This window comes from Ruegeria sp. BHSB064, assembly GCF_059613205.1.
In genome coordinates this window covers 1-13,194 of record NZ_JBXWSB010000121.1, presented here as the reverse complement: position 1 = coordinate 13,194, position 13,194 = coordinate 1, and the positions used below count along the sequence as shown (strand labels likewise).

13 protein-coding genes are annotated in these 13,194 nt (G+C 56.8%); 7 read left to right on the top strand and 6 right to left on the bottom strand.

Annotated elements, in window-relative coordinates:
- A partial coding sequence (locus AC2FNU_RS20590; protein WP_496791908.1) for a penicillin-binding protein 1A occupies positions 1-2,362 on the top strand: 2,362 nt, incomplete at its 5' end.
- Here AC2FNU_RS20590 and AC2FNU_RS20585 read toward each other — a convergent pair.
- Positions 2,356-3,156 carry an aminoglycoside phosphotransferase family protein gene (locus AC2FNU_RS20585; RefSeq protein ID WP_496791907.1) on the bottom strand — a complete coding sequence of 267 codons (801 nt, stop codon included), beginning with the start codon at positions 3,154-3,156 and terminating at the stop codon, positions 2,356-2,358. The two genes, AC2FNU_RS20590 and AC2FNU_RS20585, sit on opposite strands and share 7 nt — an antisense overlap.
- A 109-nt stretch (positions 3,157-3,265) precedes the next feature.
- Here AC2FNU_RS20585 and prfB point away from each other — a divergent pair, with 109 nt between their 5' ends.
- The 4 genes from prfB to AC2FNU_RS20565 all read left to right on the top strand — a co-directional run bounded on the left by prfB (position 3,266) and on the right by AC2FNU_RS20565 (position 7,421).
- Positions 3,266-4,393, top strand: a complete 1,128-nt coding sequence (gene prfB / locus AC2FNU_RS20580; RefSeq protein ID WP_496791906.1) for a peptide chain release factor 2 — start codon at positions 3,266-3,268, stop codon at positions 4,391-4,393.
- Position 4,394: 1 nt separating this feature from the next.
- On the top strand, positions 4,395-5,099 hold the full coding sequence (locus AC2FNU_RS20575; protein WP_496791905.1) for a M50 family metallopeptidase: 705 nt from the start codon (positions 4,395-4,397) through the stop codon (positions 5,097-5,099).
- A 104-nt stretch (positions 5,100-5,203) separates the two neighbouring features.
- On the top strand, positions 5,204-6,604 hold the full coding sequence (locus AC2FNU_RS20570; RefSeq protein ID WP_496791904.1) for an amidase: 1,401 nt from the start codon (positions 5,204-5,206) through the stop codon (positions 6,602-6,604).
- A gap of 25 nt (positions 6,605-6,629) precedes the next feature.
- On the top strand, positions 6,630-7,421 hold the full coding sequence (locus AC2FNU_RS20565) for a DUF2189 domain-containing protein (protein WP_496791903.1): 792 nt from the start codon (positions 6,630-6,632) through the stop codon (positions 7,419-7,421).
- On the opposite strand, the gene AC2FNU_RS20560 is transcribed toward AC2FNU_RS20565, so the two are convergent.
- The 4 genes from AC2FNU_RS20560 to AC2FNU_RS20545 form a co-directional block, all read right to left on the bottom strand.
- Complete coding sequence (locus AC2FNU_RS20560; RefSeq protein WP_496791902.1) at positions 7,418-8,137, bottom strand: helix-turn-helix domain-containing protein; 720 nt, start codon at positions 8,135-8,137, stop codon at positions 7,418-7,420. The genes AC2FNU_RS20565 and AC2FNU_RS20560 overlap by 4 nt on opposite strands.
- A 305-nt stretch (positions 8,138-8,442) precedes the next feature.
- On the bottom strand, positions 8,443-9,003 hold the full coding sequence (gene ilvN, locus AC2FNU_RS20555; protein ID WP_170382781.1) for an acetolactate synthase small subunit: 561 nt from the start codon (positions 9,001-9,003) through the stop codon (positions 8,443-8,445).
- Positions 9,003-9,518: a hypothetical protein gene (locus AC2FNU_RS20550; protein ID WP_496791901.1), complete on the bottom strand. Its 516-nt coding sequence runs from the start codon at positions 9,516-9,518 to the stop codon at positions 9,003-9,005. The genes ilvN and AC2FNU_RS20550 overlap by 1 nt, the downstream gene beginning before the upstream one ends.
- Positions 9,515-11,266: an acetolactate synthase 3 large subunit gene (locus tag AC2FNU_RS20545; RefSeq protein WP_496791900.1), complete on the bottom strand. Its 1,752-nt coding sequence runs from the start codon at positions 11,264-11,266 to the stop codon at positions 9,515-9,517. The genes AC2FNU_RS20550 and AC2FNU_RS20545 overlap by 4 nt, the downstream gene beginning before the upstream one ends.
- A gap of 423 nt (positions 11,267-11,689) precedes the next feature.
- Between AC2FNU_RS20545 and AC2FNU_RS20540 the strand changes: the two genes are divergently transcribed.
- A complete protein-coding gene (locus tag AC2FNU_RS20540) occupies positions 11,690-12,535 on the top strand; it encodes a HalD/BesD family halogenase (protein ID WP_496791899.1) in 846 nt (281 codons plus the stop codon).
- 46 nt (positions 12,536-12,581) lie between these two features.
- Positions 12,582-12,965 (top strand): bleomycin resistance protein, encoded by a 384-nt coding sequence (locus tag AC2FNU_RS20535; protein ID WP_496791898.1) that lies wholly within the window; start codon positions 12,582-12,584, stop codon positions 12,963-12,965.
- Positions 12,966-13,032: 67 nt separating this feature from the next.
- On the opposite strand, the gene AC2FNU_RS20530 is transcribed toward AC2FNU_RS20535, so the two are convergent.
- A partial coding sequence (locus AC2FNU_RS20530; RefSeq protein ID WP_496791909.1) for a response regulator transcription factor occupies positions 13,033-13,194 on the bottom strand: 162 nt, incomplete at its 5' end.

Below are 13,194 nucleotides of genomic sequence, written 5' to 3'. Positions count from 1 at the left end.
GCTGGCACAGTACAAGCCTCCGACCATCAGCCGGATCTATTCGGGCGAAGGTCAGCTGATTGACGAATTCGCGCAAGAGCGTCGCCTGTTCACCCCATCCGAAGAAATTCCTGATCTGGTGAAGCAAGCGTTCATCTCGGCGGAAGACAAAAACTTTTACACCCATCAGGGATATGACCCGCGCGGTATCATCGCTGCGGGGGTTGAGGCTGTGCGGACCAAGGGCGAAACCGTGCGCGGGGCGTCGACCATCACCCAGCAGGTGATGAAGAACTTCCTGCTGTCGGGTGACCGTCGGGCCGAACGCAAGATCAAGGAAATCATCCTCGCCACACGGCTTGAGGATACCTTGGACAAGGAACAGATCCTCGAACTTTACATGAACGAGATCTTTCTGGGTCAGAACTCTTACGGTGTGACGGCTGCGGCGCAGACCTATTTCAACAAGACCTTGCAGGAACTGGCACCGCATGAGGCCGCGATGCTGGCCGCGATGCCCAAGGCACCTTCGGATTACCACCCGGTTCGCCAAAAAGAACGCCTGCTGGCCCGCCGCAACTATGTGCTGCGCGAGATGAATCAGAACGGCTATATCGATCAGGCGACCTATGAGACCGAAGTCGAGATGCCGCTGCGTTCGGTTCAGAACGGTGACTTTGAAAGCTTCCGCACCGCTTTGCCGCCGCGTGATTATTTCACCGATGAAATCCGCCGCCAGCTGAGCGAAGATTTCGGCGAAGGTGAGTTCTTTACCGGCGGCTTCACCGTCCGCGCCTCGGTTGACGAAGAGATGCAGGTCGAAGCTGCCCGCGCCCTGCGTGAGGCATTGCAGAAGTATGACCGTTCGCGCGGCAGATGGCGCGGCACGGGCAAAGTAATCCCGGAAGAAACGCTGGCGGATGAGGCGCAGTGGCGCGAAGCACTGTCGATCATGGAAATCCCCCGCGATGTGGTGTTGCCGACCCGGTGGTACCCGGCGGTCGTTCTGAATGTCGCTGACCAGCAGCTCACGGTCGGGATCGAAAACGGGCCTGCGGATGGTGTTGTCCCACGCTCGGACATCAAATGGATGCAAGGCGATTTTGCAGCGAACTTCAAACGCGGTGACGTGATCCTTGTCATGGCCGGGGAAGAAGGGCAGTGGTCTGCGCGTCAGGTGCCCGAAGTGCAGGGCGGCTTTGTTGCGATGGACGTGAACTCGGGCCGTGTTCTGGCGATGCAGGGCGGGTTCTCGTATCAGGACACCGTATTCAACCGCGCCACACAGGCGCAGCGTCAGCCCGGATCGTCCTTTAAACCCTTCGTCTATGCCGCCGCTTTGGACAGTGGATATAGCCCAGCAACCATCGTTGTGGATGCCCCGATTGAGGTGAACACGCCACAGGGGCTGTGGCGTCCCAAGAACTCGTCGAACAAATTCTACGGACCGACGCCGCTGCGCACCGGGATCGAGCAGTCGCGGAACCTGATGACCATCCGTTTGGCTCAAGAAGTTACGATGCCGGTGGTTGCTGGTTATGCAGAGCGCTTTGGCGTCTACGACCGGATGGGGGCATTCCTTGCGAACTCGCTAGGGTCCGAAGAGACGACGCTTTACAAGATGGTGGCTGCTTATGCGATGTTTGCAAATGGCGGTCAGCGGGTCGAGCCCACTCTGGTCGACCGTATTCAGGACCGCTTCGGCAAAACCATTTATCGTCATGACGACCGTCAGTGTCTGGATTGCGATTCCACTTGGATGGCCCCTGATGAATCTCCGACTCTTGTGACGGACCGCCCTCAGGTGATGGATGCGATTACCGCGTATCAGTTGACCTCGATGATGACAGGCGTGGTAGACCGCGGTACGGCGTCGCGCTTTGTCAACCTGCCGGTGCCGACAGCGGGCAAGACCGGAACGACCAATGAATCCAAGGATGCTTGGTTCATCGGGTTCACCTCGAACATCGTGGCGGGTTGCTATATCGGCTACGACCGCCCGCGTCCGATGGGACGAGGGGCCTATGGTGGCACGATGTGTGGCCCTGTGTTCCAGAGCTTCATGGAAAAAGCTGTCGAGAAATATGGCGGTGGTCCGTTCGAAGTGCCGGAAGGTGGTCATTTCATCAAAATCGACCGGTTCAGCGGCGCGCGACTGCCTGACGATGCCAGTGGTGACTATGTTGTGGCTGAATTCTTCCGCGATGGCGTCGATGGCTTCATCGACCGTGTCTATGACGGCGGCTTTGCCATTGGCTCGGACCTTCCGTTGTTCGAGGAAGTACAGCGTGCAGGCGTTCAGGTTCAGACCTCTACCGGTCAGACAGTGACGGTAGGGCCAAAAGCCACGCAAGGCGATCTGAGTACAGGCGGTCTTTACTGATCGGCGTGGCGTAACAGCAATTGAAGCAGGTCGGCCTCTGGATCCATTGTGATCGGGCCGGCTGATCTCCAATAAATCGACAAGGCGCATTTTGCGGCAGCCCATTTTGCCAGCCTGTACTTTGAAACGTTCATCGCATCGGCGTAAAGTGTAAGGCAGTGGGTGACCTGTTCAGGGTTTCGTACAAGGACAGGCATCCCCTTTGGGTGCCGCAAGGCGTTCGCAAGCTCAAAAGCCGGGTCGCCAAAATAACCTTTGGCATCAATCACCTTGGGGCCTTCTTGCGTTAAAAGAATGTTATCGGGGTGTAGGTCGCCGTGCAGTGCTATTTGTTGAGGTTGGTTTTCAAGCAACGCGCGGGCCAGTGTAGCCGCTTTTTCAATGTCCCGCCGAAGAGACCACGGGCAAGTGTCGGCAAATTGGACCGTGAACAAAGGCTCAAAAACGCTTTCCAAGGGCTTCAACCCCGGCTCGCGGACTCGGGGTGACTTATGTAAGATCCGTGCCGTCTGTGCTAAAAGCGCAACCGCGCGATCCGGATTTCCGTTGCGGGCGATGTCGCCCAAGGAAGGACCTTCCAACCACTCCATCAGCATAGCATTGGCCGTCTCGTTCAAAACCCGAACAACCCCGCGACCTTGCCAGGCAGCCATCAGGCGCGTGCCGGGTGCCTCATTCCCCCGATCTGCGCGGTGATAGACTTTCAAAGCCTGATCATCGCCAGCCATTGTTTGAACCTTCCACACCCGTGCGTGCCGGTCTCTGCCACCAGTGAGATTGGGGTCAAACCCCATCTTTCCAAAATCTCAGCCGGTGCCGCCTGCATTCCGGTCCTGCCTGTCTTGTGGTGTCTCGCACCTCTTGCTATCACGCAGGCCTGATTGAGCAAGTTGGGACAAGACCATGCGCGCCGAAACCCAGAACATCGTGGCGGAAATCGAAAAGTCGCTGGAGCTGCTGGCGCAGCGTATGGACTATGAAACCGCACCGCATCGCCTTGAGGAATTCAATGCGCGCGTCGAAGATCCGAACCTGTGGGACAACCCCGAGAACGCTCAGAAGCTGATGCGCGAACGGCAGATGCTGGTCGACGCGATCGAGACCTATGAGACCATCAAGACCGATCTCAGCGACAATATCGAGCTGATCGAACTGGGTGAGATGGAAGAGGATGAAGAGGTCGTTCAGGACGCCGAAGCCGCGATCAAGGCACTGCAGGGCAAAGCCGCCAAGAAAGAGCTTGAAGCACTGCTGGACGGTGAGGCCGACAGCAACGACACGTTCCTTGAAATCAACTCGGGCGCAGGTGGCACTGAAAGCTGCGACTGGGCCTCGATGCTGGCGCGGATGTATGTTCGCTGGGCCGAGAAAAAGGGCTATACAGTTGAGCTGCAGTCCGAGACCGCAGGGGAAGAGGCTGGAATTAAGTCCGCTGCTTACAAGATCTCGGGCCATAACGCCTATGGCTGGCTGAAATCCGAAAGCGGCGTACACCGTCTGGTGCGGATCTCACCTTACGACTCGGCGGCGAAACGCCATACCTCGTTCAGCTCGGTCTGGGTTTATCCTGTGGTGGACGACAATATCGAGATTGAGGTGAACCCGGCGGATATTCGCATCGACACGTACCGGTCGTCCGGTGCGGGTGGTCAGCACGTCAATACCACGGACTCGGCGGTTCGGATCACGCATATTCCAACCGGGATTGTAGTGACCTCGTCCGAGAAATCGCAGCACCAGAACCGCGACATTGCCATGAAGGCCCTGAAATCGCGTCTGTATCAACAGGAACTTGACCGCCGCAACGCCGATATCAATGCCGCGCATGAGGCCAAAGGCGATGCGGGCTGGGGCAACCAAATCCGGTCCTACGTGTTGCAGCCGTACCAGATGGTCAAGGATCTGCGCACGAACCATGAGACTTCGGACACCAAGGGCGTGCTGGATGGCGATCTGGACGGTTTCATGGCTGCAACGCTGGCTCTGAACGTGGCAGGTAAAAGCCGGTCCGAGGCGCAGGGCGACAGCTAAGGTGAAGCGCCAAAGCTCTTTTCTGAATTTGTTGAAAGGGCACTGGCAGCTTATTGCGATCACCACATTGGTTTTTCTGCTTTGGAACACACCCGCTGTGGTTCCGCTGAAAATTCTGATCGTCTTTCTGCATGAGCTGTCTCACGCCGTGACGATAATTTTGACCGGTGGCTCGGTCGAAAGCTTTTCGATCTCGCCGCAGCAGGGCGGAATGGTCGTGGGGCGAGGCGGCAGCCGGTTTCTCAGCCTGTCCGCCGGGTATCTTGGCTCGCTGTTGCTGGGCATGGGCCTTTTGATCATTGCTTTGCGTACGCGGGCTGACCGTGCCGTGCTGGCAGGTTTCGGCGGGGTCATGTGTTTGGTGGGTGTGCTTTACATCCGCGATCTGTTTGCACTTGTGTTTTGTATCGGCGTCGGGTCGGCGATGATCGCCATCGCCTGGTATCTGAGGCGCGAGGTTAGCGACCTTGTACTGCGCGTCATCGGGCTGACCAGCGTGATCTATGTGCCGTTTGATATCTTCGACGATACGATCCGGCGCTCAGGCATACGCTCTGACGCGTTCATGTTGGCCGAGGAGTTCGGCGGAACCACAATGATGTGGGGCGGAGTATGGTTGGTGCTGAGTGGCATCGCGATTTATCTGTGCCTGCGTCATTGCCTGGGGCCGGACAGCAACCTGCATTTTGGCCGTGCAGCAAGGTAAGGTGTTCCAGTGGCGTGGTGGGGAAAAGATACATTTAAACAGTGGGTTTAAATGAGCTGAACCGCTCGCTAGGCTGTTGAAGACGAACAACAGACTGGCGTGTTATGAACCTGACCCGGATATCGGCCGCAGAGCTTCTGAAACAACTGACAACCCGGCAGGTTTCAGCCACGGAGGTGATGCGCGCCACACTGGATCGTATCGCCAAAGTGAATCGCGACGTGAATGCAATCGTTGCGCTGCGCGATGAGAGTGCGTTGATGGAAGAGGCGCGGAAGCACGACAGTGGCCCAATCACTGGCCCGCTGCACGGTCTGCCTATTGCGGTCAAGGATTTGGTCAATGTGGCGGGTGTGGTCTCGTCTCATGGATCACCTTTGTTCAAAGGCGTTGTGCCGGACAGTGACGATCTGATTGCTGCCCGGATGCGGGATGCAGGTGCGATCCTGATCGGAAAGACCAACACGCCGGAATTCGGGTTGGGATCGCACACGTTCAACCCGGTTTATGGTGCGACGCGCAACCCGTATGACGCCGACTATACTTGCGGAGGATCGTCCGGTGGGGCGGCTGTGGCCTTGGCCACGGGTATGGTGGCGCTGGCAGACGGCTCCGACATGATGGGCAGCCTGCGTAACCCAGCGGCCTGGAACAACGTCTACGGTTTTCGTCCAAGCTGGGGCAGGATGCCGTCTGACCCCATTGGCGACAGCTTTCTGCATCAACTGTCCACGCTTGGTCCTATGGCCCGCAGCCCCGAGGATCTGGGCCTTTTGCTCGACGTGATCTCGGGGCCAGACCCGCGCCTGCCTCTGGCGTCTGAAAGCGCTCCGGTGTCACCGGTGGCCGCGGCGGACATGACGGGGCTGCGGATCGGTTGGCTTGGGGATTGGGGCGGGGCGTTCCCGACTGAGCCTGGCATTCTCGACCTGTGCAAAGATGCTTTGACCGTGTTTGAAAGCCTTGGCGCCGATGTACAAGACGTGGATCCACCCTTCGATGCGGAACAGCTTTGGACCAGTTGGATCACGCTGCGGTCGTTCAGCGTCGCAGCGGGGCTGGAGCCCTTGGCCGCACAAAAGGAGCATCTGAAAGATACCGCACAATGGGAACTGGAACGCGGCATGTCCATGCGTGCGATGGAGGTGCAGCACGCCAGTGTCATCCGCTCGGACTGGTTCCGCCGCGCGGCGGACCTGTTTGCACAGTTTGACGCACTGGTTCTGCCATCTGCGCAGGTCTGGCCCTTCGGGATCGAGACCCCATACCCGACCAGCATCGCGGGTCGGGCCATGGATACTTATCACCGGTGGATGCACGTCACAGTGCCGGTCAGCCTGATCGGGTTGCCCTGTTTGGCTGCGCCTGCTGGCTTTGGATCAAACGGATTACCGATGGGGTTCCAGCTGTTCGGGCCACGGGGCTCAGACAAGAAACTACTGTCAATTGGGGCGGCCTATCACGCTGAAACCAACTGGCCAAACAAGAGACCGGCGATGCCATAACGCCGGACAGGGAGGAGAGGACAATATGGAAAAGCCCTTTGGTGTGCCGGAAATGCGACCGGTCGATACCGCCATGCTGCGTACGGCATTGCAGCGCGCATGGGCCGATTTTCGCCGCGCACCTTTGTTCGGCCTGATTTTCGCGGGCTTTTATGTGCTGGCGGGCTGGGCCATGGCGTGGGTAACCGTTCAGACAGGGACAACATTTTGGTTGGTGCTTGCGGCCATCGGGTTTCCGCTGATCGGACCTTTTGCGGCGGTTGGGCTTTACGAGGTCTCGCACCGGCTTGAGCAGGGTGAGCCGTTGGATTTTGGTGCAATCTTTGGTGTGGTGGTACAACAAAGCCGCAGGCAGTTGCCGTCGATCTGCGCGATCATCGTTGTGATGTTTCTGTTCTGGTTCTTCCTGGGGCACATGATTTTTGCCCTGTTCCTGGGGCTGGCCACGATGACCAACATCTCGACCTCGACCGAAGTGTTCTTCACTCTGAACGGCCTGACCATGCTGGCCGTTGGAACGGCGGTAGGGGCGATCTTTGCGACTGTTCTTTACATGATTACCGTTCTGTCGATCCCGTTGCTGTTGGATCGCGAGCTGGATTTTGTCACGGCCATGATCACAAGCTTTTCTTACGTAAAGGAAAACCTGTTTGTCATGCTGGGTTGGGGTGCCTTTATCGCGATTGTAACGTTTGTGGCGATGGTGCCGTGGTTTTTGGGGTTGTTGATTGTTCTGCCGTTGCTTGGCCACGCCAGCTGGCATCTCTATCGGCAGATCACGCAGGGTGATGGTCAGCAGGAAACCGCAACCGCCTAAAAATGCTGTGCAAGGTTGTTAGTGGACAGGCGCGCAGCCGCAAAAATCGCGGCCGAGTCGTGCCCCAGATGCTTGAGGACCACCGGTTCAGGGTTTGATGTATCGGCCGAGTTGACCACGGATCCGCGCCACTGAACCGCGGTTCCTGTGGGATCGGGTGAGATCAGATAGACCCGGCTGTTATGCCCGCCCCGCTGGGAGGTCAGCATGTACACGGTATCGCCGCTAAAGGCTGCAATCCCTTGTATCTCACGCGCTTGCGGCGGGGCTTCGGGCATTGCTGCACGCGAGACATAGCCGCGTATCAAGGTGCATTGGGCTAGTGGCCGGGCATGTAACAGTGTCATGCGATGCTCGTCCGAAAGGCTTTCGATGACCGCATAAAACCCGGGTGAAAATGGCGATTTCTCAATCGCATCTGAACCGGACCCCAGAAACTCGGTCAGGGCTGAGGTTGCCGGATGACTCTCTGACTTTTCGATCTCATCCAGCGGTTTCAGAAGAATTCGGGCATCCACGTCGAAAAACCGACAAATCCGGTCCAGAACATCCGGTCGGGGAACGCTTTCACCAGAAAGATACCTGTTAAACTGTGTCCGGTTCACACCGAGTTTGCGACACAGGGCCGAGATCGAGCGATGCTGTCGCGCCAAGCGCCGAAGATTCTCGCTGAACATAGCGCGTAGCTCTTCAGGACTGCGGGTATCGTCGGTCATAACCGTCCAAATGTTGCTGCGTCTTCGGATGAAACCAACTGAACACCAAGGCCAAGGCCAGTTGCACAGTGATAAATCGCACAGAATAACCCCAAGCAACGTATCCCCACGTCGCGTTGCAGGCTCAACGCTAGCGCCGTATAGCACAAAGGCAATAGGCTTTATTTGAAAATGACTGATCTTTATCCGGAAACTCGGAGCCTATTGCAATAATAGCGCAACAAGGTCACGTGGTTGGCGAACATAATGTGTCGCCAACCCATGAAGGACCCCAGCACCGAATGCCCCGAAACCGGGGGCTGTGTTCAATCGCCGCGCAGCAAGGCTGCGACGCCGGTCCGCGCGATTTCGACCAGGCCCAGCGGGCGCATGAGATCGGCAAACGCATCGATCTTGTCAGGTGCGCCGGTGATTTCAAAGATGAACGAGTTGAGCGTGCTGTCGACCACATTGGCGCGGAAAATGTCAGCCAGGCGCAGAGCCTCGACCCGTTTGTCGCCTTCGCCAACCACTTTGATGATGGCCAGTTCCCGTTCGACCGATGGACCTTCGACCGTCAGGTCATGCACATCATGCACGGTCACGATCCGGCCCAACTGCGCCTTGATCTGCTCGATCACCTGCGGGGTGCCAGTGGTGACGATGGTGATGCGACTGAGGTGACCGGTGTGGTCAACCTCGGCCACAGTCAGGCTTTCAATGTTGTAGCCACGGCCCGAGAACAGGCCGATCACGCGGGCCAGAACGCCAGGCTCGTTTTCAACCAGAACCGCGATTGTGTGGCGTTCCTGTACGTCCGAGAAGGTGGGGCGTAGGTTATAGGCCGAATGGCGGGTAGAGCCTTTTTTGATATGTAGGGCAGACATCAAGTGACCTCGTTATCAGGGGTGTCGAAGAGCTGCGAGAACAATTCTTCAACTAGATTGAATTCAGTGAAGCGGCTCCAAGCCACTTCTCTTAAGTTTGGACGCTCGGCTTTGTTGCCGAGTGAATTTGCTTTTGTGTGTATAGCAATCTTGTTTCCAAGATCACGCAGTGGCTCTCCCGCAGTGTTGCCAAACCATCCGAACACTAGTGGTTCCAAATTGTTAGGATCAACTTTCATCCATACCACGCAGCCGCTTGGCTTTTGAGTCAGCGCCATATTGACTTTCTGAGTGCGGGTCGCGCCATCAGACTTACTAGTCTTAAGCTGCACATGTCGCGTAACGCCTTCACAGGAAAGAACTAGGTCATATCCGTATGCATCCGTTTGAGCACGTGAAACTTCGACGAAGCGGTCTATGGACCATCCGTAACAGCAGAGTTTCGCGAGGAATGCGTATTCGACGTATTCCTCACGCTCAGATGACCTCAGGCTATGTTTGTCGGCTTTGGTCAAACCAGAACCGAACCTTTGGAGTCGATCACGCCCTGCGTTTCGGCCTCACCCAGCAGCATCTCGTTATGCGCTTTGCCGGACGGGATCATCGGGAAGCAATTCTCGTGCTTTTCGACCAGACAGTCGAAGATTACCGGACCGTCATAGTTGATCATCTCCATGATCGCATCGTCCAGATCGGCAGGGTCGGAACACAGGATGCCCTTGGCGCCAAACGCCTCAGCCAGTTTGACGAAATCGGGCAGGGCCTCGGACCAGCTGTGCGAATAGCGCTCACCATGCAACAACTCCTGCCACTGGCGGACCATACCCAGTCGTTCGTTGTTCAGTATGAACTGTTTCACCGGCAGGCGGTACTGAACGGCAGTGCCCATTTCCTGCATGTTCATCAACCACGACGCTTCACCCGCCACGTTGATGACCAGCGCATCCGGGTGCGCCATCTGCACACCGATGGAGGCCGGGAAGCCATAGCCCATCGTGCCCAGACCGCCCGAGGTCATCCACCGGTTGGGGTCTTCGAAGCCAAGGTACTGCGCGGCCCACATCTGATGCTGGCCCACTTCGGTGGTGATATAGCGGTCGTGCTTTTTGGTCAGTTCCTCAAGACGTTGCAACGCGTGCTGAGGTTTGATGGTCTTTTCGCTGGCTGTGAAGGCAAGGCAGTTCACCTTGCGCCACTCAGAGATCTGCGCCTGCCATTGCTTGATAGCCGCCGCGTCGGTCTTGCGACCGCGCGCTTTCCAGACCTTCAGGATGTCTTCCAGCACATGGGCCACATCGCCCACAATCGGGATATCGACGCGGATCACCTTGTTGATGGACGAGGGGTCAATATCGATATGCGCTTTCTTCGAGTTCGGAGAAAACGCATCGATGCGCCCGGTGATCCGGTCATCGAACCGTGCACCGATATTGATCATCAGGTCGCAGTCATGCATCGCAAGGTTGGCCTCATAAAGACCGTGCATCCCCAACATGCCCAGCCAGTTTTCACCGGACGCCGGATAAGCCCCCAACCCCATCAGGGTCGAGGTGACAGGGATACCGGTCGAGTCAACCAATTCGCGCAACAGTTGGCTGGCTGCGGGACCTGAGTTGATCACGCCGCCACCTGTGTAGAAAACCGGCTTTTTCGCGGTTTCGATGGCTGCAACCAGTTCGGTGATTTCCTCAAGGTCGCCCTTCAATACCGGCTGGTAATGCGATGTCGAAGGTTTTGGACCGGAGTATTCGCCGGACGCAAACTGAACGTCCTTCGGGATGTCGATCAGCACCGGACCCGGACGGCCCGAGGTTGCGACATGGAAGGCCTCGTGCATCGTTCCAGGCAGAGAATCCGTGTCTTTCACCAGCCAGTTGTGCTTGGTGCAGGGGCGGGTGATGCCTACGGTGTCGGCCTCCTGAAAGGCGTCGGAACCGATCATGAAGGTCGGAACCTGACCCGTCAGGACCACAATCGGGATCGAGTCCATCAAAGCATCGGTCAGGCCGGTGACAGCGTTGGTGGCACCGGGACCTGAGGTCACAAGCGCAACACCAGGCTTGCCGGTCGAACGCGCATAGCCTTCAGCCGCGTGAACCGCACCTTGTTCGTGCCGCACCAGAATGTGGCGAATGTCGTTTTGCAGAAAGATCTCATCATAGATCGGTAGGACGGCGCCACCTGGGTATCCGAATACCGTGTCCACGCCCTGATCCTTGAGGGCCTGAACCACCATCTTTGCGCCGGTCATCTCACGTGTCATCTGCTTTGCTCCGTTCGCGACATGTGTCTTGCGTTTTGCCAAAAAAAAGCCCCCGATTTTTTCGGAGGCGCATGGGTTCGATTATGGTTTTCCGTTACCGGCCCATGCGCGTTTTTCCTACGATTACGACTAGCGCTTTCATCGCCAGAGGCTCCTTCTTTGCGTGCAGGGACATTATGGTCGGGGGGAAGGGGCGTCAACAGGCAAAATCGCAAATTTCCTGTCCTGAAGGTGGTATTTTGCGACATTTTATTGCGCAGATTGCCGCATGTTGGGAACTTCCGCGAAAACGTGGCGCGATTCTCTGATTTTGTCGTCGCATTTTGGGGTCTGAAAGCGTCAAGCCAATGTCTGAAACTGGCATGATCCGCCGATATGTCTGCTTCACGGTCATCATTAGGGCGCACGCAAGGGAGGCGGAAAATGCTGCAAGACCTGGTAGACCTTGGACGGTACCCAATCGATTGCCCGGACTCTCCAGCCTATGATCGGTTGATCAGAGATCTGCGGCAGGAGTTAGAGCATGATGGGTGCGCGGTCCTGCCTGGATTTGTGCATGAAAAGGGCATCGAGCAATTGGTTGAGGAGGCCGATGCGGTTGCGCCAAAAGCGCACCGCTCTTTCAGCCGCACAAACGCCTATTTCACCAAGGACGATCCAAGGTTTGGTATCGGTCATCCGATACGTCGGTTTTATGAACGGTCAAACGCTTTTGTCCCGGCGGACAATTTCCATCGGTCCGGCCCCTTGCGGCGGATTTATGAATTCGCGGACTTTCTGCCGTTCATTCGGGACGCCCTGAACGAACCTGAGGATCGGTTTTTTCGTTACGATGACCCGCTGGCGGATGTGATCATCAACGTTGTGGAAGAAGGGCAGGGCTTTCCCTGGCACTTCGATACGAACAACTACACAGTGACCCTCGCCATCCAGAATGGAGAGGAAGGAGGTGCATTCGAATACGTTCCCAATCTTCGCACCGCAGAGGACGAGAACTTTGCTCAGGTTGCTTCGGTTCTGGACGGGAACATGACACCTGTTCATCAGTTGGAACTTCAGCCCGGGGATTTGCAGATCTTCAAAGGGCGGTACTCACTCCACCGGGTGGCACCTGTCACCGGAACGCGCCGCCGCTACGTCGGAATTTTCTCGTTTGTCGAAGCTGAAGGCATGTGCGGCGGGGTCGAGCGGACGCAGCAGCTTTATGGCCGCGTGCTGCCGCACCATTATGAACGCGCGGGTCTGCGCAAAGATCAGTTACTGGATTGAAAACTCATCGCAGGTAAACTGAAGCGGTTCATGGTCGGAGCTTCAAATGCCTGAGATTTTGCAACTTACCCCATTTGTGCTGTGTTCGTCTTTGCAGAACCAGATCGATTTCTACTGTGACCGCCTTGGGTTTACCTGCGGGTTCAGGCAGGAAAACTACGCCTTCCTATCGCTCGGGTCGGTGGCTATTCGTTTGTTGGAATGCCCCGCGCGGGAAGACGGCAAGCCACTGGGCGACGATCAGTCGTTTTACATTGATGTGGACGATGTAGACGGCCTCTACGAAAGCCTGAAATCCGGTCTGGCAGATTTACCCGAAGGGCGCGTGCGACCGCCATTTGACCAACCTTATCTTCAGCGCGAATTTCACGTTTTGGACGAGGACGGAACGCTGGTGTTTTTTGGGCAGGACGTAAGACCCCGGACCTGAGTACCCCACCCAGCGTCGACATTCAGTCAAATAACTTCAAATTAGACGCGCCGCGCCTGCGCGTAGATCAGAGGCCGACGCCAGTACCTTGCAACACTCCATGTTCCAACGCATAGCGTGTCAGACCAGCGGTGGACGAAATACCCAACTTACGCTTGATGTTCTTGCGATGGGTTTCAACCGTACGCACCGATATCTCGAGTTTTTGAGCGACTTCTTTGTTGGATTT